Origin of the sequence: Corynebacterium sp. MSK204, from assembly GCF_030229885.1 — a bacterium.
Taxonomy (GTDB): domain Bacteria; phylum Actinomycetota; class Actinomycetes; order Mycobacteriales; family Mycobacteriaceae; genus Corynebacterium.
Map to the genome: position 1 here is coordinate 14109 of NZ_JASPGQ010000004.1, position 21774 is coordinate 35882.

Below are 21774 nucleotides of genomic sequence, written 5' to 3' on the forward strand. Positions count from 1 at the left end.
TTCGTGAGCTAAAAAGCTCACGAACAATTGGGAAGCCGGTGTGTTTTAGAACGGGCAGCCGGCAGCACGGCGTGCGGCTACTGCATCATCGGAATCCGGCTTGTCGGTAGATTCCGCGGTGGCAGCAGAGTCCTTAGCCTGGGCGGCGTTGTAGCCTTGGATCTTCTTCGGCTCCTTGTACTTGCCCTCAATCATGCCGTTCTTGATCATCAAGGAACGACCAGGCTCCATGTAGCGCTTGTCCTCTGGGAGGTGGTCCATGATGAAGCGAACGGACTTGGCGATGCGGTCGAAGCGCTTTTGGTCGCGCTTGGTCCACTTCAGATCCAAGATGTCGCGGTACTTCTGCGGCAGGGTAGCCACAGTCAACCAGATGGCGCTGCGCATAATGGGCTTCCAGATAACCTTCCATACGGCCTCTGGAACGCCTTCCGGAGTCTTGACCGGCTCTACGCGTGCGGTGCGCAGTGCGAAGTCAACGGTCTGGTTGCGCTCGAGCACGGTGTCTGCCATGTCATCCATGTACTTGATCAAGTCATCGTAGTTATCAATGACCGGACGCTCAGACATGCCGTACTTGTCCCACCAAGTCACGCCCTCGCGAACGATCTGGTCGCGCTCTTCCTTGGTGAACGGAGTACCGAAGAGATCTTGGGCGTAGATAACGCGGTAGACGAAGGTAGCGTGTGCCCAGTAGTAGGTCTCTGGGTTCAGGGAGTGGTAACGCTCGCCATTTTGCAGCGTGCCCTTAATGGTGACGTGGTAGTCGCGGATACGCTCACCGATGTCCCCATCATCGTAGATGGACTGAATAATCTGCGGCGTAGAGCGCTGCAGACGGGCGAAAGGTTCGTCGAAGAACTTCGAGTGGTCCAAAAGGGACTGACCAATCGCAGGGTGCATATTCTGCAAAATGCCGGTGTAACCGCGCAGCAGCTGCAGGCGGTTATCCGAGCCCCACTTCCACAACAGGGAATCCGGGCCCAAAGGAGCGCGGCGCAGTTCGCGCTTTTCTTCCTTCTTGTCCTGAGCGTTTACTTCTTCTGCTCCGGACTGAGAGGAATCAATGTGGGTATTTTCTTCGTTTGCCTGTGCATTTTCGGGTTTCAGTGAGTTGGACAATTCGACCCTCCTTAGTCGATAAAATCTGATGGTTGTGTAGCGTAACACACACCGGTGCGCACCTATTACATGGCGCACAAATTTGGGGGTGCAACGATGTGCGCTGCGGGTTTAGTGGGGGATCGGAAGTTGACAACGGCAGGGGGTGCGATAATCTTCATTAAACATATGACCTGGGCTACACTGTTGCGGGCGTATTTAATTGCACCCCTATTTGTGTGACGTGTCTCAGGTAGTGTTAACGTGTGTTCAAGCTCATTTAATCAGTGGATTGCGTAGGTCCAATACTCATCGTCGGCTTGTGTACCTCTGGCCGCGGTAAAGAGTGGGCTGAAAATTCACCGTAGACGGGGGATGCCGCTAAAACAGGCTGCTACCCCGCCTTTTCAATTCCACAGAAAGGTTCCTTCATGGGCAGGATTAGTATTCCAAAGTTTGCAACCGCACTGGCTGCCGGGCTTGCGGCTTTTGGTGTAACAGGTTTTGCGGTAGCCCAAGGTGGCTTGACCGCTAATATCGCACTTTCAGGAACCTTCTTTAAGGTGAACATGAGCCACCTAGAGGGCGAAGGATTGTCGATCTTCGTTGATAGGGACAAGATGGGAGAGGAAACCATCCCGGCCGCGCGCTTGAAGTTTGAGCACGCCGTGGCTTCCAACTTGTGCCTGTCTGCCAATCTTCCTGATGTCCCAGGGATTGGCGAGACCACCTTCGCCCTCCGTGCGAATGGTGATGACAGTGTGGAGGTAGAAAACCTCTTGGTTGGTGCTACCGACATTAAGGGTCAGCTCGATCTGACGAACGCCAACGTGGGTGTCGACGCCAGCCAGGTCAATGACAAGGCAGATCCAGGTTCGTGGGGATTGTACGCGCAGAAGGTGACCCTGAGCGCGGATGATATTCGTACGACCTCGGTGGGAGCAGAAAGGCTCGCTGCCTCTGGTGTGAATGTGACGGTGAAGAGGGGAAGCAACAACAATGGCTGCTAAGTCTTCTGATGATGAGACTTTGCGCATGCCTGCGGTGACCGAAACCGATACCGATAACGGCGAAGCTGCACGCAGCGCCCAAGATTCCTCCCAGGAGTCGGCCGGAAATACCGCTGGTGAGGCCGCCGTTGGCACCGATCACGCTAGTGCTGCGGAGACGAAGGCCGAGGACACCGCTGATGCTGGTGCTGAAGCCACGGCCACGGCGGAAAGCGATGGAGAGAACACATCGCAGTCGGTAGCGGATGCGGTCAAAGGTGCTAATGAACCGCAGGATTCCGCAGCGAATAACAAGAATGACAAAGCCGTAACCAGAGTGGCCCCTAAAGAGAGCTGGTGGAAGCGGTTTAAACACTGGCGCAAGCGTCGTCCGTTCGCGGGTGGCTTGTTGCTTATCTTGTCCGGCATCGCCATCGCTGCGCCGGCCTATATTACTGTGCGCATTTCAGATCTTTTGGTCATGATTTCCACGGTGTCTGGCGTTTCGACGCTCCTTATTGGTGCGGCACTTATCATGTTCGGCCTAGGATCTTGGTTTAGGCAGGAGACATCGTCTTACCTGGGTGTTTTAGCCATCTTGGTAGCGATCGTCGCGCTTCCCACCACCAACCTGGGTGGCTTCGTTATAGGCAGCCTTTTGGGCATTATCGGTGGTGCGCTCGCATTTGCTTGGCAGCCACAGGATCGCCAGAAGTCTCCTAAGAAGCGCAAGAAGAAGAAAAAGTCCCAGGCCAAAGAACTGGCGGTTTCAGCATGAAGCTATTCAGGCTGAGCTCGCTACCGCGTCGTCGCTCCGCTCGTGTGGTAAAAGGTAGTGCGCTCGCAGTGCTCTGCGCTTTTACAGCGGTGTGTGCGGTGAACCAACCTGAGGAAACCCGTGCGCAGGAAGGCTTGGCCTTAGCGCAATCTGAACTCAGCACGGTGACTGCTGATAATGTCACCCTGACTGGAAACGTAAGCGCCTCGCTCATCACTGTGCCTACCGCACAAGGTGAACAACGAGCACTGAAACTCGTAGGTGATAAGTTGGCGGCGCGTAACCTCGCGTTGACCCTGCCCGCTGCTATGGGGCAAGGCAAGCTAACCACTGGTGATGTAGAAACCACCGTCACGGACGGGCCGGTCACCGTCCTGACCACTGGACTGCAGACAACGCCTGCAGTGGTGGATCACCCCACCATTCCGGTAAACGTCGATCTATCCAACGGCGATCTCAACGCGGTGCTTGATCAATTGGGCGTTCCTGACCCGCACGTGGTGCCCGATGCTCCTATCCCGAACGTTTTGATGGAGCACATTTCGCTGCAAGATGTCACCATGGAGCTGGTCAACCTGCAGGGCGCTAATTTGCACGCCCCGCAGGTCCAGCTCAACGTGCAGTAACCACGCAGCGGCTCCTTCCCTTAAGCCTCGTTGAACTGCGATTGGTGCAGGCGCCAATAAGCGCCTTGGGCGCGCAGCAGTTCTTCGTGCGAACCTTGCTCGACGATGCCCCCGTTTTCCATCACCAAGATCAGATCAGCATCCCGGATGGTGGATAGGCGGTGGGCGATGACGAAGGAGGTGCGCTCGGCGCGCAGGGCATTCATGGCCTCCTGGACAAGCACCTCGGTGCGGGTATCCACGGACGAGGTCGCCTCATCCAAGATGAGCAGCGCAGGCTGGGCCAAAAAGGCGCGAGCAATGGTAATCAACTGGCGCTCACCGGCGGAGATGGCGCCGCCATCTTGGTCGATAACGGTGTCATAGCCCTCCGGTAGGGAGTGCACGAAGCGATCGACGTAGGTGGCCTTGGCCGCGGCGATAACCTCATCGTCCGTGGCATCGAGCCGGCCGTAGCGGATATTGTCCATGATGGTGCCCTCAAAGAGGACGGCATCTTGTAGCACCATGCCCACCTGGGAGCGCAGGGCGGTGCGGGGCATGTGGGCGGTTTCGTGGCCATCGATAAGAATGCGGCCTGAATCGATGTCATAAAAGCGCATGAGCAGGTTGACCATGGTGGTCTTGCCCGCGCCGGTGGGCCCCACGATCGCCGCGGTTTGCCCCGGCTCCACGCGTAGGTTGAGCCCGGTAATAAGTTCCTTCTCCGGCGAATAGGAAAAGCCAACGTCCTGAAACTCTACGCGGCCGCGGGCGCGGCCTACTAGCTCATCGCTGGTAGCCTCCAGCGATTGCTCTTCCGCATCGAGGAATTCGAAGACGCGCTCCGCAGAGGCCACGCCGGATTGCACCTGTTGCATCATGCCGCCCAATTGGCCCAGCGGCTGGTTAAATTCGCGGGAGTACTGGATAAAGGCGGTGGCCTGGCCCAGGGTCATCTGCCCGTTGGCCACGCGCAGGCCGCCAAGCACAGCGATGGCCACATAAGACAGGTAGGACACGAACTGCATGATGGGCATCATGATGCCGGAGAGGAATTGCGCCAGTGCAGAGGAGCGGAAGAGCTTGTCATTGCGCTCATCAAATTGGCGCGTCATATCCTCCGTGCGGCCAAAGACGATGCCCAGATCGTGGCCGGAGAAGGACTCTTCCACTTGGCCATTGAGCTGGCCGGTAGCGCGCCACTGGGTTTTAAATTGGCGCTGCGAGCGCCCGCCAATGACCCCGATGATCAGCGCGGTTAGCGGCAGCGCCAAGAGTGCCACCAGGGCAAGTTGCCAAGAGATGCTAAACATCATCACGGTGATGCCCAGGATCATCAGGATGTTATAGAACAGCTGGGAAAGTGCCTGCTGGAGGGCCTGTTGCACATTGTCGATGTCATTGGTGGTGCGCGAGAGGATATCGCCGCGCTGGTGGGAATCGAAGTAATTTAACGGCAGGGCATGCACCTTGGCCTCCACGCGCTTGCGCAGCTCGTAGACCGTGTCGATGGTCAGGCGGTTTAAGATGAGCCCCTGCCAGAGTTCGAAGGCGGCAGAGACGATGTACATCGCGATCACCGCGATGATAAGCGTACCCAAGCGGGTAAAGTCGATGCCCTCGCCGGGAGTGAAATCCATGCCGGAGGCCATATCGGCCACCTGATCCTGGCCCTGGGCGCGCATACCGTCGATGGCCTGCTGCGCCGAGATGCCAGATGACAGCTCGCGGGAGATGACGCCAGAAAAGATGACGTCCATGGCATCGCCCAAGATTTTAGGGGCAAAGACCGCGAGGAAAACACAGACTACGTCCATCGCCGCCACTACCGCTAGCATGCGCTTATAGGGCATGAGTAGCAGCAGTAAGCGCTTGGCAGAAGGCCAAAAATTCTTGGCCTGACGCGGTGCGGAACCGGACCATTCATCGGCGGCGACCTTGGCCTCAAGCTCCTGGAGCTCGGCGTCCTCAGCGGAGGAGTTGTGTGCGGTGTCCTTGGCCATTAGTGCTCTCCTCCAGCTACTCCAGCGGTTTCTTGGGATTCAACGATTTCCTGGTACACCTCTGAGGATTTCAGTAGCTCAGTGTGGGTGCCGCGGGCGACGATGCGCCCTTTATCGATGACCAAAATCTGATCGGCATCCTGGATGGAGGCCACGCGCTGGGCCACGATGATGGTGGTGACGGCCTCGCCGCGCTGAGTAAAGGACTGGTGCATGGCGGCGCGCACATTGGCATCCGTGACCACATCCAGCGCGGAGAAGGAATCATCAAAGAGGTAAATGCGCGGCTGGGCCACGAGCATGCGGGCAATGGATAGGCGCTGGCGCTGCCCGCCCGATACATTGGTGCCGCCCTGTGCAATGGGCATGTCCAGGTCATCGACGAAGTCCGCCTGCGCCACGCGCAGCGCCTCCCATAATTGATCGTCGGTGGCCTCGGGGCGGCCCAAGCGCAGGTTGGAGGCCACCGTGCCGCTAAACAAGTAGGCCTTTTGCGGCACCAGCGAGACACGGCTGACGATGTCCGGGCGGGAGAGGGAGGTGGTAGGGGTGGCATCGATAAGCACCTCGCCCTCGCTCGGGACGTAGAGGCGCGGGATAAGGGACAGCAGCGTGGTCTTGCCCGCGCCGGTAGAACCGATGATCGCGGTGGTGGTGCCGGGAGTGGCGGTAAAGGAAACATCCTCTAGCACCGGGGCATCCGCGCCGGCATAGGAGAAGCTGACATTGCGAAACTCTACGGTGCCGGACATGGTTTCCGGGGTGACGGTATCTTTCGGCGGGGTAATGGACGGCTCGTGGCTTAAAACCCCGGTGATGCGGCGGGCACACACAAGGGCGCGCGGGAGCATCATCGCCATAAACGTGCCCATCATGACGGCGGCGAGGATTTGCAGCAGGTATTGCAGGAAGGCGGTGAGCCCGCCGACATCGACAAGCCCGGCATCCACGCGTTGGCCGCCAAACCACAGCACTGCGCCCGTGGCCACGTTCAAGATGACGGTGATAAGCGGGAACATGAGAACAAAAAGCTGGCCGATTTTCAGCGAAAGCTGGGTAATGTCCTTATTGGCCTTGGTAAAACGCTCAGTTTCATAGGCCTCGCGCACAAAGGCGCGCACGACGCGGATGCCGGTGATTTGCTCGCGCAGGGTGCCGTTGATGGTGTCCAGCTTGTCCTGCATGGAACGAAAAAGCGGCATGAGCCGCGCGATGAGGACGGAGATGGTGCCGAGCAGCACCGCGACAGAAACCCACACCAACCAGGACAGTCCGGCGTCCTCGCGAATGGCCATGATGATGCCGCCGATGGACATAATGGGCGCTGTGACCATGAAGTTCAGCATCATCATGTAGACCATCTGCACCTGCTGCACGTCATTGGTGCCGCGGGTAATAAGGGTGGGCGTGCCGAACTCGCTCATATCTTCCGCGGAAAACGTGGTGACCTTGCGGAAGACCTCGCTGCGCAGGTCCCGGCCCACGCCCATGGCCGTGCGGCTGCCGCACCACACCGCGCCGATGGCGGTAATGACCTGGACAAAGGCTACGATGAGCATGATTGCGCCGGTGTCCCAGATATAGTCGATATCGCCCTTGGACACGCCCTCATCGATGATCTTGGCGTTCAAGGACGGCAGATACAGGGTGGCCGCGGTGGACAGCGCCTGCAGGATAAGTACCGCTAGGACATAGGGCGTATAGGGTGCCGAGCGGGTAAAGAGGATTCGGACCAGATCCATAAACCTGCGCTTCTTTCGAGGGAGAATAGGGATTAACCTGCAAGCATATCTGGTCGGCGCAGATGGGGCGAACGGTATTTATATTTAGGCACCTGACCTCGTAGCCGAACCTAGACCAAGACGTGCGCCAATTGTGCCCTGGCGATGACGCTGGCCCAGTCCTCAAAATCCGTAATTGGCGTGCACAGCCCCTCCCACGTGGTAACGGGAATGCCGCGGGCCTTTAATTCCATGACGATGAGCTCGCGGTCCCCGTGGGTGGCCAGCTGGTGGACCTCGTTATGGGTGATATCGCCGTCTACTCCCACGCGTACGTTTCCCAGTAGGCGCAGCCGCGGGGTCGTACCCGGTGCACACTCGTGCGGCACGGCCTCATCGACCACGCCGGCAAGCCCCGCGAAGCGGCGAAGTAGACCGAACGGTGCAGTTTTTTCTGAGATGAGGTCTACGCACATGCCGGCGCTTAGGAGTCTTTCCACGGTGGATAGGGCGGCAGGACCTTTTCCAATGATGGCGACACGCTGCATAAAAGTTCCTCCTCGGGCAAGTCTGGTCGGCCCGCAATAGACTACATTGTCTATAAAGTTAGGTCGGCTTGGTCTAGAAATAAAACATTTTATTCTCCCTTTCTGCCAAGCTCAGCGCCGTTTCCAGAAAAACGTGCTGCGTGAGCTACCGGGGTTGCCTAGTGTGTGAGCTCATGAACCCAACGACGAACCTGCTGGATGGTGGACACTCCTTCCGCGATCCCCATATCTCGCCCGAAGGCACGCGCGATACCGCGCCGCTTTCCACCGAGGTGGCCGCGCGCAATGAACAGCTAGTGGACACGTGGGCGGACAAGCTCTACGCCGAATCCGCAGACAACATCACCGAGTGGGCCGCCGAGCATGCCCCTGGCCAGCTTGCCGTCACCATGTCCATGGAAAATACCGTGCTGGCAGAGCTCTCCCATCGCGCCGGGCTCGCTGCTGACCTGCTTTTTATCGATACCGGCTGGCACTTCCCGGAGACCCTCCAGGTGGCCGAAGAGGTGGACAAGCGATACCCGGATCTCCCCCTAGTCCGCGTGCTGCCGCTGCTTAGCCCGGAAGAACAAGACGAGGTGTACGGCCCTCGCCTGTACGCGCGCGATACCGCCGCCTATAACCGCATGCGCAAGGTCGAGCCACTGAACATGGCCATGGATCCTTATGCAGGGTGGGTCACGGGCCTGCGCCGGGCCGATTCTGAGCACCGCGCCCACGCCCCAGCGCTCAGCCTGGACCGCACCGGGCGGTTAAAGATTTCGCCGATCATTACCTGGGACTTGGACGATACCGATAAATACATCGCAGATAATGACCTCATCATCCACCCGCTGACCCTGCAGGGATACCGGTCCATCGGCGATGCGCCGTTGACCTTCCCAGTCGGCGACGGTGAGGACGCCCGCTCCGGGCGAGTATTTGCAGATGGCAAGACAGAATGCGGGTTACACGAATAATGAGCACACTTTCCCCACACCTACAAGATTTAGAAAATGAATCCATCCACATCCTGCGCGAGGTGGCCGGGCAATTCGACAAGGTAGGCATCCTCTTTTCCGGTGGCAAGGACTCCGTCGTCGTCTTCGAGCTAGCCCGCCGCGCCTTCGCCCCGGCCACGGTGCCTTTTGAATTGCTCCACGTGGATACCGGCCATAACTTTCCCGAGGTCATCAAATTCCGCGATGACCTGGTCGCGGAATCCGGTGCCCGCCTCCACGTCGCTCACGTCCAAGACTGGATCGATAGCGGCGAGCTGCAGGAACGGCCCGATGGAACGCGCAACCCGCTGCAGTCGGTGCCGCTGGTAGAGACCATCGCCAAGCGCGAGTACGACGCCGTGCTGGGCGGGGCCCGCCGCGATGAGGAACGCGCCCGAGCCAAGGAACGCATCTTTTCCATCCGCGACTCCTTTGGCGGGTGGGACCCTCGCCGCCAGCGCCCCGAGCTATGGGATCTATACAACGGCGGCAAGATGGCCGGCGAAAACGTCCGCGTCTTTCCCATCTCCAACTGGACCGAATCCGATATTTGGGAATACATCGGCGCGCGCGATTTAAAGCTGCCTCCCATTTATTATTCCCACCAGCGCGAGGTATTCAAGCGCAATGGCATGTGGCTAGCGCCTGGTGAATGGGGCGGCCCCGCAGAGGGGGAGGAGCTGGAAACCCGCACCGTGCGCTACCGCACTGTGGGCGATATGTCCTGTACCGGCGCCGTGGAATCTACCGCATCGACCCCGGACGAGGTGCTCGCGGAGATCTCCATTTCCACCCTTTCCGAGCGCGGCGCCACCCGCGCCGATGACAAACTTTCCGAGTCCGCCATGGAGGACCGCAAGAAGGAAGGCTACTTCTGATGACCACGACCCTCGCGCCGAATGTCGGCGCCCTCAAACAGCGCGATACCCTGCGCTTATGCACCGCCGGCTCCGTTGATGACGGCAAATCCACCTTCGTCGGCCGCCTGCTCTATGACACCAAGTCCGTGCTCGCGGACCAGGTCGAGTCCATGGAGCGTTCCTCCTCCGATCGCGGCTTCGACGGCATGGACCTATCCCTGCTTGTCGATGGCCTGCGTGCCGAGCGCGAGCAAGGTATTACCATCGACGTGGCCTACCGCTACTTCGCCACCGATAAGCGCACCTTCATCCTCGCCGATACCCCCGGCCACGTGCAGTACACCCGCAATACGGTCACCGGCATGTCCACCTCGCAGGTGGTGGTGCTGCTTATCGATGCCCGGCACGGCGTCGTCGAACAAACCCGCCGCCACCTCAACGTGGCCGCGCTCTTGGGCGTGCGCCACGTCGTCCTCGCGGTCAACAAGATCGACCTCGTGGACTACGACGAGCAGGTCTTCCGCGATATCGAAGCCGAATTCCATAAGATTGCGCAGCGCCTGGACATTACCGATACCACCGTCGTGCCCATTTCCGCGCTCAAGGGCGATAACGTGGTCGAGCGCTCTACCACCATGGACTGGTACACCGGCCCCACCGTCCTTGAGGTGCTCGAGACCATCCCCGTCGCCACCGGCCGCGCCGATGAGCTGGACTTTCGCTTTCCCATCCAGTACGTCATTCGCGAGCACGCTACCGATTACCGCGGCTACGCCGGCCGCGTGAAGGCTGGGTCCATCTCCGTGGGCGATACGGTGCACCTGCCCGAAGGCCGCACCAGCACCGTCACCCAGATCGACACTGCCGATGGCCCCGCCGACACCGCCGCTACCGGTGACTCCGTCACGCTCCTGCTTGCCGACGATGTCGATCTCGCCCGCGGCGATCTCCTCGCCGGACCCCAACGCCCCGCGGCCACCCGCGAATTCGACGCCATCGTTGTGGGCCTGACCGAAAAGGACATTAAGCCCGGCCAGATGCTTAAGCTGCGCTACGGCTCTTCCCTGATTAAGGCCCGCGTCTCCGCCGTCACCCGCACCCTGGATCTCGATGGCGTTTCCGATGTGGAAGATCCCGAGTCCGTCGCCATGAACGATATCGCCCACACCACCATCCAGACCCAGGCCGAACTGCCCGTGGAGGACTACGCCGCCCGCGGCGCCGTGGGAAACTTCCTGCTCATTGATCAATCCTCCGGCAATACCCTGGCCGCCGGCTTCGTAGGTCACCGTTTGCGCTAAGGCTCGTGTACCAAGCGCACAAACGTCTACAGCAACCGCGATTCGCTCGATGCTAGGGTGATTCCGAGAAGAACGCGGTAGCTGTAGACATTTGTAGTGCGCACTTCATGAAGGCATCGCCGAAAAGGCAGAAGCCCCTTTTAACAGGGATCGCTGAAGTCTGCGTTGTTATTTAGGGATCGGGCGTTGCCGCCGTACGTCGCCTTGAGCTCGCAGACTTTGTCCACGCTGTGGCCGGCGTCGAAGTAGATCGCATATGCTGTGCCGCCGTCGACTTGGCCGCGGAGAGAACTACAGGCATTACCGGAAAGAATCTTAGAACCCGGGTATTTGTTTTGTACGCGTTGCGTCTCTGCTGACGGATCTTCGCCCAACGGAATGATGGCAGACTCGACGATCATGATGTAGCGGCCATCGCATTGATCATTCCCAGTGGATTGATCGGAGCGGATCTGAGTTTCCGTTGTCGTCTTTGTCGCAGGTCCAGGTTTCTCTGCCGCCGCGTCCTCATCCTCGTTTTCTTCTTGAGACGTGGTGACAGGGACAAAGGCGTCGAGGTCAGTGGAATCAGCCGAATCGCTGTTATTCGTGAGCGCCCACGTGACACCGGCAGTGATTGCGATGATGGCAATGATGGCGAGGACGATCATCGCCAAGCGTGCGGCCTTGCCACTTTTCCCAGCATTACCTGTCGAATCTCCGGTGGGGGAAGAGGAATTCCACGATTGGTGCTGAGAGGGATCCGGCTGACTCAAAGAATTATTAGCCAACGAAGGAGCTCCTTTGCATGCTTTGGTTGGAGGATGAAGTAGAAAACTTGATGAGAATTAATTAAGTCGCGCCATACTATATCCATCTGCTGTGCATGAATTCATCTTGGTCGAAGAGGTGCAGCGCGATTTTCAGTGCCTTAGGGCCAACTAAGAAGTTGGACTTTTGTACGGTGGGTGTGTCCTAGTAACTAGGCAGGTTGTCACTAGCATGGCTCGATTTTCTCGATAAGATCTTCTGGCACATTTTCTTCCTCCAAAGTGCTGCGGGTATAGCATGCAATTTCCGCTGGATGGATCATGCCATCCGGGCGCAGCCTATCCCAGCCGTTGCCACTCCACTGGAAGAGCGAGAAATGCGAGGTGCCAGATTCGGCCACATAAAGCCAGCTGTCATCGCAATGTAACTGGATGGGCCGATGGAGTTGGCCAATTGCTTCCCCGTAGTAACTGCCACATTTTTCTTCCGTGGATATGTTCTTTTCTTTCGATTCTTCCTTCGTGGAAGCCCCCTCTTCCTGCTTTTGAGGCGCTGGGTCGTCCGCGGTGGCGGTGGATTCATCTTCCTCCGGACCGGGCGCATTCTTAGCGGAAGATTCTTGTAAATCAGAAAATGCAGGCTCCGCAGCCTCATTGGTAGAGCTTGCCGGTCTATTAAAGGAAAAGGTCACTCCCGCCACCAAGGCAATAACAGCGATGATAGCGATGGTGATCATCACGATTCGCTTGCCTTTACTTTTTTCGGTGCCTTCCTGGGCCTTGGCGCGCGGCCCAGCGTCCGGCGACGAGCCTGCTTTTGCGGCGGGGGATGATTCTGGTTCCTGCGAAGGGTTGTTCTTGCTCACGAGAGGTTCCTTAGACTAAAGCGCAGCTTCAAGCTAGAGATATGAATGGGTGTACGGAAAAGACTGTCCTTAAACCATAGCTGGGACATTGGGGGCTTGTCGCTCGAATTCTAGAACTCGGGCGCAGCCGAAAACAGTGCTGCCAACGGTGCGGAAGGAAAAGCATCTGTGCAGGCGAGTCCATCGACCACGTGGGGTGCAGGTATTGTCGCAGGCATGGAAAATTTATCTGGACGAACACTATTCGTCGCCGCTGTGGACGCCGAAGCTGCGCACATTCCAGACGGTGAAGCGCTGCTCATTACAGGTATCGGCACGGTTCCAGCCGCGATTTCCCTGACCGAGGTACTGGCAGAGGCCCGCGCTAACGATGCATTGCCCGAGCGCGTGGTCAATATCGGTACAGCAGGCGCGCTTGTCGATGGCATGGATGGCGTCTTCGAGATCAATAAAGTAACCAAACACGATTTCAAGCTAGAAGTGCTTACCGATATCAGCCGTTACCTCCTGCCAGAATTCATTGAGCTGGAGACCTCCGGCGAGCTTCCGGCACGCGGGCTGGCCACCGGTGACATGTTTGTCTCTACTACCGCAATGCGCAATGAGCTGGTGAAAAAATCCCAGCTGTGCGATATGGAGGGCTATTCTATTGCCGCTACCTGCCAGCGCTTTGGTGTGCCTTGCACGCTATTGAAGCAGGTCTCTGATTCCGCTAATGAGGAATCGATGGGCACCTGGGCTGGCGTCTTGGACCGCAGCGCCCGCCAGTTGGCCGCCGCCGCAGCCGATTTAGGCTTCTTGCGCTAAAAGGTACCACCATTGCCTTCCTCGCCGTTTCGCACGGCGGAGGAAGGGCGGGGGAAGGGCGGATTCTTTAAGTCAGCGGGCTCATGGCTGCGAAAAGCTGTTTTACCTTTTTGCGAGGAGACTCTTCGAGGGGGCTCTCGCTGTCGCCTTCTTCGCCGGTGCGCTTGGTCTCAGGGTCTGTATTGTCCGCGTCCTCAGCTTCGTCGTCTTTGGACGTGGACTTGGAACCGGTGACGATGTCAATGTCATCGGGGGAGACCTCACCGGCGCGCAGGGCGGCCATCTCTGCGTGGTAGCGCAGGACAACGGTAATGGTGGCGGCGACTGGCACGGCGAGGAAAGCACCGACGATGCCGGCCAGGGTGGAGCCCACGGTGATGGAGAGCAAGACGATGGCCGCGTGCAGGCCCATGGCCTTGGATTGCAGGATGGGCTGGAGGACGTTGCTTTCTACCTGCTGGACAATGATGATGAGCGCCAGTGCGAGCAGCGCATTGGTCAGGCCGTTGGATACCAAGGCGATAATGACGGCTAAGGCGCCAGCGGTGACGGCACCGATGATGGGGATAAAGCCCGCGAAGAAGGTGATGACGGCGATGGCCAGTGCCAGTGGGACCTGGAGAACCCAGAGGCCGAGGCCGATAAAGACGGCATCGACAAGCGCGACTAGGGCTTGGGCCTGAATGAAGCCAGACAGCGTCTTCCACACGCGGGAGGTAAGTTCCGTGATGTGCCAGGCGGCGGAGTTACCGGTGTATTTGCGCAACCAGGGCAGGAACCTATCGCCGTCTTTAATGATGAAGAAGGTGATAAAGAGCATGATGACGGTGGCTACCGCAATGGAGCTGGCCATGGAGAAACCGGAAAGCACGCCGGTGGCGATGGTGGAGGCCTGGCCCTTGGCAAAGGACACGATGTCCTCGAGGACCGATTGCAGTTGGTCCACCTCAATATCCAGCGGGGAATCATTGACCATCTTGGTCAGCTGCATAATGCCGGCTTCGGCCTCATTAATAAGCACCTTGGACTGTGCGGTGACCATGGGCGCCATGGCAGCAAAGATGCCACCGAAAATAACCACCAAGCCCAAAAGCGTCGTGACCGCTGCCAGCGTGCGGGGAAAGCCCTTGGAGCGCAGCCAGGCGCTGACCGGATAAAGCACCGTCGAGACCAAGATGGCGAGGATAACCGGCAGCAGGCCCACCCAAATAAAGCGCAGCAGGAAACCCGCTAGCCCCAATCCTGCGACGATGAGGATAAAGCACACCGAAATCTTGGCCATGCTGCGGAAGTCCTTGGCCAGCACGGCGGACTTATTATCGCGATTGGCGGGATCGGCGGTGGCTACCTCCGCGCCTAACTGGGACTCATCGGGGGAGACTAGCGGCGCGGCATAGGGGTTCTTCGCATCGGCTTTGCGGTTGACGGAGTTTTGCTCGAGCGCCGACGGGTACTGCGCGCGCTGCGCCGCGTCCTGGCCCGGGTGCTGCCCGGCACCGTTAGGGGAGTGGTTATCTGGCGTAGTCATTCATCTACTATGCCACACCAAACCACCTAGAGATAGCGCCGGAAAAGCAGAGTAAAGGGCAGCGCCCCACCCAACTCCCAGCAGAAAGGGGAGAAGGTGGGGCGCTTAGTCCCTCGGTGCCGTAACGGGCGGCAAGCGGCGTATTAGTCGCGCAGGTTGCCCACGTTGCGGATGATGCCGAAGCGGTGCATGGTCACGGAGACTGCCTGCTCGAGGAGGTAAGGCATGAGCTCACGGCGGCCATCGGCAAGCACGGGCTGGTCCAGCACCACGGAGTTGGAACGCACCGCTGCCTCGTAGACGGAATCCGGCACGGTGCCCAGGGCACGCACGCGGGAGGACTCGTCATTGGCCACGGCGGCGGCGAAGGAACCATCAGAAATGGACTTCACATCGAAGCCGAGCTCCTGCAGCTGGGCGGCAACCTCTGGGGCAGCGGAGATTTCCGTCTCGGTGCCGGTGATGCCGGAGGCAAGTACCTGGCGGGCGACATCGCGCAGCTTGTAGTCCTCGCCCACGCGGATGCGCAGCTTGGTGAGCAGCGGGCGGTAGCGGAAGCGGTTGGCCTCAGAAACCAGCGCGGTGCGGTCGTGGGTGCGGCCGAATTCCTCGAGCCATGCAATCCGGTCCAGCTCGGCGGAGCGCCAGAGCCATTCCAGATCGTCCTTGCTGAGCTCATCAGAAAGCTCATCGCGCAGGCGCTGCAGAATCTTTACGCTGGCTGGGGCGATATCCACGTCGCGCGGCTTGAGCTCGCCATCGGTCCAAGTACCCATTTGGGCCACATAGTTCGGGCCGCCGGCCTTCGCACCTGGGCCCATGACGGACTTCTTCCAGCCGCCGAAGGACTGGCGCTGGACAATCGCGCCGGTAATGCCGCGGTTGACGTAGGCGTTGCCCACCTCAACGTTGTCGATCCAGTACTCGATTTCCTTGTCATCCAGGGAGTGGATGCCGCCGGTCAGGCCATAGCCGGTGCTGTTTTGCCAAGCGATGGCCTCTTCCAAGGTATCGGCGTACATGATGCCGAGGATGGGGCCGAAGCACTCATTCTTGTGGTACCAGGAGCCCGGCTGGACATTATCGCGAATGCCCGGGGACCACAGGGTGCCTTCTTCGTTGAGCTTTTCCGGCTTCAGCAGCCACTTCTCGCCCGGCTCCAGCTGGGTCAGGCCGCGCAGCAGCTTCTCGCTCGGCTTTTCCGCCAGGCCATTCATCGTGGTGGTGATGTCATAGCCCGGGCCAGGCTTCAGGGTCTTGACGGAATCCAGGAGCTGCTCGCGCAGACGCTTGGACTTGCCCGCAGCGCCGACGAAAATCACCAGCGAGGCGGCCGAACACTTCTGGCCGGAGTGGCCGAAGGCGGAGTTGTACAGGTCCTGGATGGCCAGGTCCGGGTCGGCGGCTGGGGTGATGACCAGCGCGTTCTTACCGGAGGTCTCTGCCATCAGGTTCATCTTGGGCTTCCAGGAGCGGAAGAGCGCGCCGGTATCGGACGCACCGGTCAAAATGATGTTGTCCACGTCATCGTGGGAGAGCAGGGCCTTGCCGGCATCGCCTTCATCAGTAAGCACCAGCTGCACCAGATCCGGGTCCAGGCCTTCTGCTTCGAGTGCGGTGCGGAAGGCCTCAACCACCATCTTGCCGCAGTGGACCACCTGGGGAGCAGGCTTGACGATGACCGCCGAGCCCGCCGCCAAGGAGGCCGCAATGCCGCCGGTAGGAATGGCGATGGGGAAGTTCCACGGTGGGGTCACCACGGTGACGGTGTGCGGGTGGAACTCGGAGTGTGCCTCTTCCAAGAAGCGGGCGGACTGGCCGTAGTAGGTGCAGAAGTCAATGGCTTCCGAGACCTCCGGGTCGGTCTGGGTGACCGTCTTATTTGCCTCGTAGGCTGCCACTGAGATGAAGTCCCCGCGCTTGGCTGCCAGCTGATCCGCGACGGCGTCCAGGGCTGCGGCGCGCTCTGCGGCGGGGCGCTTGCCCCATTCGGTGCCCAATTCCTTGGCGCGGGCGACGTAGCTTTCAACAGCCGATGGGTCGGTGACCTCTTGGACGCCGTGCTCACCGGGGTCATTTGCAAGCGCACGCTTGGCCCAGGTGCGGTTCGGGGTAATTGCCGGGTCCGTATCAGGCTCGTTCCTGAAGCGCCCGGAATCCGGTGCCTGGCGCCCGGAATCCTCGAGGCGGTTCTGGGTGCGGCGCGATCCAGCGAAGGTATCCCAGCGCTTGGCAACTGCCTTGCGGAAGGTCTCTTCCTGGCTTGCCAGTGGCTCCTCGCCCGGGGCGAAGAGGGCGTAAAGGAAGTTCTGCGGCGCGGAGTTTTCCTCCAAGCGGCGCACCAGGTAGGATACGGCGACGTCGAAATCATCCGCGTGCACCACGGGGGTGTAGAGGATCTGGCGGCCCTCGTAGACCTTGCGCACCGCTGCCTGCTGTGCCGGGGACATGCCCTGCAGCATCTCAGAATCCAGCATGTGCAGCACGCCGCGCTTTACGCCCAGCTCGTAGGCCATGGCGGCGGTGTACAGGTTGTGGCTGGCCACGCCGATGCGGATGCAGTCCGCGAATTCCTCCTGCAGGATGTAATCCAGCAGGCGGTAGTAGTTAGCGTCTACGTCCAGCTTGTTGGTGTAGGTAGCCAACGGCCAGTCGTGGACCTCGCTTTCTGCGGTCTCCATAGATAGATTGGCGCCCTTTACAATGCGCACCTTGACCTTGGCGCCGCCCTCTGCCACGCGCTGCTTGGCAAATTCCGCGATGTCCTGGAGGGCATCGAAGGTATCGGGCAGGTAAGCCTGCAATACGATGCCGGATTCCAGGTTCTTGAACTCCGGCTCGCTCAAAAGACTCTTGAAAAGGCGCAGCGTCAGGTGGAGGTCGTGGTATTCCTCCATGTCCATGTTGATAAAGACCTGTGGGTTGCGGCGTGCGGCCTCCTGGTAGAGCGGGCGCAGGCGGTCCTTCAATCGCTCTACGGAACTGCCGATGTCCCAGTTGTTCAGCTGCGCCACCATCGAGGACGCCTTGACGGATACGTAGGTCACGCGCGGGTTTTTGATGAGGTCCAGCGTGCGGCGCGCGCGGGACTGTGCTTCCTCTTCACCAAGGACGGCCTCACCCAGGAGGTTGAGGTTCAATTGTTCGCCGGAAGCGGCGGCCTTTTCCAGGGTGTCATTGAGTGCATCCGATTCCGCGTCCAGCACCAAGTGGCCAACCATCTTGCGCATGTACAGGCGCGCTACCGGCATAACCAGGTTAGGCAGGATCGGGCCGAAGAAACCGCCGGCACCGACGAGCGCGCCATTGATGCTGCCCAAGAAGGAAGGATCGTACTGGGAAGAAATGTCCTTCAGCGCCTTGGCTGCAACCTTGTCATCCTTTGGGCGCATGACGCGGTCAACGAAGTCCATGGTGAACTTCACGCCATTGTCATCGCGCAACAGCTCCGCGAGCTGCTCGGTGGCCTTGTCCTTTTCATCCGCGGTCGAATCGAGCCAGCCTTGTGCGCGCTTAATGGCGGCAGGCAGTACGGCCTCAACATCATCAGATAGTGGCGTGCGGGTGTATGCGGGAGAAGTCATGTGAAATTCAACCTCTTTTTCGAAACGTGTACTTCCAGGTTGGTGGCCAACCCACACCGCGGTGTGGCCTTTGTTCTGTGACTTTTAGCGCCGGGGGCAGAAAGTGGCTGGTAAGTCTATGAAAGTTAGAAAGCATGCGGCGATTAGGTCTCCGCATACCTGGCAATGAGTGGAACACGCGGGTTGCGCGCGCCGCTGCTCGGTGGTTTAAACCAAGCGAATCAGCAAGCCATAGTGCTACCGGTAGTGAGGACCGGGGGCCTGTCGCTATGGCGGCGGACGCGTGCCAAGTTGGTGTTCAACACTCACCTGCTTTCTACACTATGGCGATGTGGAGCTAGGGGGGAGGCAGGAATGAAAGCCCAGTAGTGGTTTCCTATACCGGTCCTAGCAAGGGCATCACCGGCCGAATGACGCCGAATGATGCGCGGGAAATGCTATGTAGTTGTGTGTGAAATCAATTATAGGGTTGTCGATATAGTGATGCTAGTCTCGGTAGCAAAATCGGCAGTGGGGGTATAAAGGTAAAAAAGAAAACCCCAGCATGTGGGGTTTTAAGGGGGGTGGGGCCACGATTAGGGGTGAGAGCCATTCACGCCTATACAGCTATTTGCCGTACCCCGCTTTTAGTGCCTTGACCGCTAGTTCGAGACGAGACTTGGCGTGAAATTCGGTTAACAGGCTAGAAACATATTTCTTTACCGTTCCCGGAGCATAGTGAGTGCTTTTTGCGATCTCTTCGTTGGATTTTCCCTCGCATACTAAATCGAGAATCTGAGCTTGAGCAGGCGAAATATGGTGCTCAGAGGCGGAAACCGCAGACGTAGATTGAGTATCGTTTTCGCTCCAGCCAGGCATTTGTTGGAATAAGCGCGTTAAAGGTTGGGGAGCCACGACCGTGCCGCCGCGGACGGCCTCGCGCACCGTGTCCAAAATATAGGCCGGCTTCGAGCTTTTTAGGATATAGGCTGCCGCCTTATTGGACAGGACTTCCCTTAGGGTGTCGTCATTATCCATTGCGGTCATAGCAATGAATACCGGTGGATTAGGCAGCTCATTAAGCTCGCGCAGCAATGCTGTGCCGTCCATCTCCGGCATATGAATATCCGCGATGACGGCATCGACATCGTGTTGTTCTAGCTGCTGTAATGCGGCTTTCCCATTTTCTGCGACGGCGCTGATTTCCATATCTTCGGCCGCAGCGAAATAGTGGCCGAGTGCCTCGATGACTAGTGGATCATCATCGACTAGGAGCAGCGAAGTTTTTACTTGAAGCACCATGGGGCTGGGCAGCCGAAGACGAGCTCTGCCGAGGACTCGTACTTATTGTTTTGCGGAAGATCGCCGGGGGTGAGGTCTGCGCCAAAGAGAGAGGCGGACAGCATGAGGGGCGCGAGAAAGCTAGCGAGGGCAGCCTGCATTGCACGACTCCTTTATATAAAAACCGGATTTATAAGAAACATACGTAAGTGTAGTAAAGGAATGGTGGCGCTGCCAGCGAAGGTGGCTGAACTAACGTTCTTCATGCGCAGACGGGGGCAGCGCGAGCGTGAGCTCCCAGTATTCATCGACACGACCTGCCTCCAGCCGAGCATCGATAGTTGCCGCAAGGCGCGTCATCGAATTAATTCCTATGCCGGAGGAAGTCTCCGGCGTGGTGCTCGTTGGCTTGGCAATAGGGTTGCGGATAGTAAGAATCGTCCATCCCAAATGTGGTTGGGCCGATACGGTAATTTCCGCCCCAGGTGGCGAGTACTTGACGGCGTTGAGGCAAGCCTCCCTGGTGATGGCTACGACCGAGTCAAGAACAGAAGGAGAAAACTGGGGGCAAAAATCTTCTCCGCTTACCTTAATGATTGGCGTGCGGTTGAGCTTTGATAGCTGTTCTTCTTCCCAGGCCAGTACCTGTGCAAGGCTTGTAGGGCGTGGTGCTTGATTAAAACTGAATTCGTCGTTGATGCCGTCAATATTGGAACGCAAGACTTTGGTTAAAGTGCGTATTTCAGACATCGACGAGCGCATTGCATCGCTTAATTCATCGAGGCGGCGGCTGAGCCCCGGTGTGCTGGCATATTCCAAGCTGAGCGCTTCTAGCTGCATGGTATTGACGGTAAGGCTGGAAATTACTGAGTTATGCAGGGTTTCAGCTAGGTCGGACTGTCGGCGCTTGACATCGTTATTCCACTCCACCATGGCGGTTTTATAGCGCCGTGCGGAATGGGCGAGTGAGCTGCCGATGAAGGTGCTAATGACCAAGAAAATTCCCCAGACCAGTGCCGGTGTTGGATTGAGGACTGGCCGCAACGTACTAGGATCTACCAGTCCTACCAGCCAAAACACTACGCAGAGAAGAATCGACTGCCACTTGGTGCTGCGAAAAGCGAATACGGCAAGGAATACCGGGGCTAAGAAAACGGAACTGGCGTAGGGGATACCCACGGTAAGGATGGCAATAATCCAAATTGCCAGAAACCCCACTGCCATCGTCTTCGGGTATCGATAGGCAGATGTAGTGATGGCCGTCAAAATTAACCCGACGATTGCCGCTGAAAGTTGGTGTTTAGTTGGGGTGAGAAATGCGGCGAAAAGGGTAAGGGCCAAGCAAATGATGGCGATCAGCGCTGCGGTGCGCTGTAGGGTCATCGCCGCCCGAAGGCGGTGGCGAAATGGAAGTGGCGGGGTGAAAGTCACGGTGGAATGCGCCTCTTTGGGGCTCAGGCTGAATAGTTGTGAAAAAGCTTGTGGCGTCTCGCACCTAGCTTAAGGCCTGGAAGCGTGAAACCAGCAAATGAAAACAACTAAACCCCGCACCTTCCGGTGCGAGGTTTAAAACCTGCGTGGAAAAGTGCGGGGGTTTAGTCGGTCTTCATGAAGGAGTGTAAACGCGAAGGTTTACTTAAGCGTTAGCTGCGGTTTCGGTAGCAGCGTCAGCGTTGTCCTTGGAGGACAGGCCCTCGATTACGGAGGACAGGTCCACGGAGTCGGAGTTGGACTCGGAGGACAGCTCAGCAGCGCCCTTGATGGCCTTGAAGATTGCCTCGAAATCGAGGGAGGAGCTGAGGTTTACGAGGGTGTCGAGCATGGACGTTTCCTTTCGAATTGGCGGAGTGAAACTACAAATCAATCTCTCTCTGGGTAGCAACCAGTGGCTGCTGTGGTTTCCAGTATGTGCGAGTTAAATACGCCTGCCAAGCCTCTTTTGGATCCTTTGTGAGGTAACTTTTGGCCACCTTTTTACGGCCCTTTGGGGAGCTTTTGGGTGTGGAAGAGTTTGTTTTAAAAGGTAGTTCACTCCTGTTTGAAGCAGTAGGAGGGAGTGGAGTTTGAGGCTAAGAGCTGGGAAAATGGAAC

At 58.4% G+C, this 21774-nt stretch carries 19 protein-coding genes; 7 read left to right on the forward strand and 12 right to left on the reverse strand.

What is annotated here, in order from left to right:
• Nucleotides 1–45 precede the first annotated feature (45 nt).
• Nucleotides 46–1122 (reverse strand): oxygenase MpaB family protein, encoded by a 1077-nt coding sequence (locus QP908_RS03575; RefSeq protein ID WP_284771653.1) that lies wholly within the window; start codon nucleotides 1120–1122, stop codon nucleotides 46–48.
• 410 nt (nucleotides 1123–1532) lie between these two features.
• On the opposite strand from QP908_RS03575, the gene QP908_RS03580 reads away from it, so the two are divergent.
• From QP908_RS03580 to QP908_RS03590, 3 genes are all read left to right on the forward strand, one after another.
• Nucleotides 1533–2111, forward strand: coding sequence for a DUF6230 family protein (locus tag QP908_RS03580; protein WP_200288567.1), 579 nt, complete (start codon nucleotides 1533–1535; stop codon nucleotides 2109–2111).
• Complete coding sequence (locus tag QP908_RS03585; protein ID WP_239269258.1) at nucleotides 2101–2868, forward strand: DUF6114 domain-containing protein; 768 nt, start codon at nucleotides 2101–2103, stop codon at nucleotides 2866–2868. The genes QP908_RS03580 and QP908_RS03585 overlap by 11 nt, the downstream gene beginning before the upstream one ends.
• Nucleotides 2869–2966: 98 nt before the next feature.
• Entirely contained in the window at nucleotides 2967–3494 is a 528-nt protein-coding gene (locus tag QP908_RS03590; protein WP_239269257.1) for a hypothetical protein, read from the forward strand.
• A 20-nt stretch (nucleotides 3495–3514) separates the two neighbouring features.
• On the opposite strand, the gene QP908_RS03595 is transcribed toward QP908_RS03590, so the two are convergent.
• The 3 genes from QP908_RS03595 to QP908_RS03605 form a co-directional block, all read right to left on the reverse strand.
• On the reverse strand, nucleotides 3515–5479 hold the full coding sequence (locus QP908_RS03595; RefSeq protein ID WP_284771654.1) for an ABC transporter ATP-binding protein: 1965 nt from the start codon (nucleotides 5477–5479) through the stop codon (nucleotides 3515–3517).
• Nucleotides 5479–7221, reverse strand: a complete 1743-nt coding sequence (locus QP908_RS03600; protein WP_239269255.1) for an ABC transporter ATP-binding protein — start codon at nucleotides 7219–7221, stop codon at nucleotides 5479–5481. Before QP908_RS03600 ends, QP908_RS03595 begins: the two co-directional genes overlap by 1 nt.
• A 110-nt stretch (nucleotides 7222–7331) precedes the next feature.
• On the reverse strand, nucleotides 7332–7748 hold the full coding sequence (locus tag QP908_RS03605; RefSeq protein ID WP_239269254.1) for a methylenetetrahydrofolate--tRNA-(uracil-5-)-methyltransferase: 417 nt from the start codon (nucleotides 7746–7748) through the stop codon (nucleotides 7332–7334).
• Nucleotides 7749–7921: 173 nt separating this feature from the next.
• On the opposite strand from QP908_RS03605, the gene QP908_RS03610 reads away from it, so the two are divergent.
• From QP908_RS03610 to QP908_RS03620, 3 genes are read left to right on the forward strand one after another with little or no spacing between them, the layout of a single operon-like run.
• Nucleotides 7922–8707, forward strand: coding sequence for a phosphoadenylyl-sulfate reductase (locus QP908_RS03610; RefSeq protein WP_284771655.1), 786 nt, complete (start codon nucleotides 7922–7924; stop codon nucleotides 8705–8707).
• Nucleotides 8707–9606 carry a sulfate adenylyltransferase subunit CysD gene (gene cysD, locus QP908_RS03615; protein ID WP_284771656.1) on the forward strand — a complete coding sequence of 300 codons (900 nt, stop codon included), beginning with the start codon at nucleotides 8707–8709 and terminating at the stop codon, nucleotides 9604–9606. Before QP908_RS03610 ends, cysD begins: the two co-directional genes overlap by 1 nt.
• On the forward strand, nucleotides 9606–10889 hold the full coding sequence (locus tag QP908_RS03620; protein ID WP_284771657.1) for a sulfate adenylyltransferase subunit 1: 1284 nt from the start codon (nucleotides 9606–9608) through the stop codon (nucleotides 10887–10889). Before cysD ends, QP908_RS03620 begins: the two co-directional genes overlap by 1 nt.
• Before the next feature lie 140 nt (nucleotides 10890–11029).
• Here the strand turns inward: QP908_RS03620 and QP908_RS03625 are convergent, their stop codons facing one another.
• Nucleotides 11030–11659: a hypothetical protein gene (locus QP908_RS03625; RefSeq protein WP_284771658.1), complete on the reverse strand. Its 630-nt coding sequence runs from the start codon at nucleotides 11657–11659 to the stop codon at nucleotides 11030–11032.
• Between the two features lie 206 nt (nucleotides 11660–11865).
• Nucleotides 11866–12504, reverse strand: a complete 639-nt coding sequence (locus tag QP908_RS03630) for a hypothetical protein (protein WP_284771659.1) — start codon at nucleotides 12502–12504, stop codon at nucleotides 11866–11868.
• Between the two features lie 216 nt (nucleotides 12505–12720).
• Between QP908_RS03630 and QP908_RS03635 the strand changes: the two genes are divergently transcribed.
• The gene (locus QP908_RS03635) at nucleotides 12721–13311 is read left to right on the forward strand and encodes a nucleosidase (RefSeq protein WP_284771660.1); all 591 of its coding nucleotides are present in this window, start codon (nucleotides 12721–12723) and stop codon (nucleotides 13309–13311) included.
• Between the two features lie 67 nt (nucleotides 13312–13378).
• Here the strand turns inward: QP908_RS03635 and QP908_RS03640 are convergent, their stop codons facing one another.
• The 6 genes from QP908_RS03640 to QP908_RS03665 all read right to left on the reverse strand — a co-directional run bounded on the left by QP908_RS03640 (nucleotide 13379) and on the right by QP908_RS03665 (nucleotide 21505).
• Nucleotides 13379–14839 carry an AI-2E family transporter gene (locus QP908_RS03640; RefSeq protein WP_284771661.1) on the reverse strand — a complete coding sequence of 487 codons (1461 nt, stop codon included), beginning with the start codon at nucleotides 14837–14839 and terminating at the stop codon, nucleotides 13379–13381.
• A 143-nt stretch (nucleotides 14840–14982) separates the two neighbouring features.
• Nucleotides 14983–18423 carry a bifunctional proline dehydrogenase/L-glutamate gamma-semialdehyde dehydrogenase gene (locus QP908_RS03645; protein WP_284771662.1) on the reverse strand — a complete coding sequence of 1147 codons (3441 nt, stop codon included), beginning with the start codon at nucleotides 18421–18423 and terminating at the stop codon, nucleotides 14983–14985.
• A 606-nt stretch (nucleotides 18424–19029) separates the two neighbouring features.
• The gene (locus QP908_RS03650) at nucleotides 19030–19704 is read right to left on the reverse strand and encodes a response regulator transcription factor (RefSeq protein ID WP_284771663.1); all 675 of its coding nucleotides are present in this window, start codon (nucleotides 19702–19704) and stop codon (nucleotides 19030–19032) included.
• Complete coding sequence (locus QP908_RS03655) at nucleotides 19689–19844, reverse strand: hypothetical protein (RefSeq protein ID WP_284771664.1); 156 nt, start codon at nucleotides 19842–19844, stop codon at nucleotides 19689–19691. The genes QP908_RS03650 and QP908_RS03655 overlap by 16 nt, the downstream gene beginning before the upstream one ends.
• A 91-nt stretch (nucleotides 19845–19935) precedes the next feature.
• Nucleotides 19936–21114 carry a sensor histidine kinase gene (locus QP908_RS03660; RefSeq protein ID WP_284771665.1) on the reverse strand — a complete coding sequence of 393 codons (1179 nt, stop codon included), beginning with the start codon at nucleotides 21112–21114 and terminating at the stop codon, nucleotides 19936–19938.
• Nucleotides 21115–21319: 205 nt separating this feature from the next.
• Nucleotides 21320–21505: a hypothetical protein gene (locus QP908_RS03665; protein WP_023024121.1), complete on the reverse strand. Its 186-nt coding sequence runs from the start codon at nucleotides 21503–21505 to the stop codon at nucleotides 21320–21322.
• Between the last annotated feature and the right edge of the window lie 269 nt (nucleotides 21506–21774).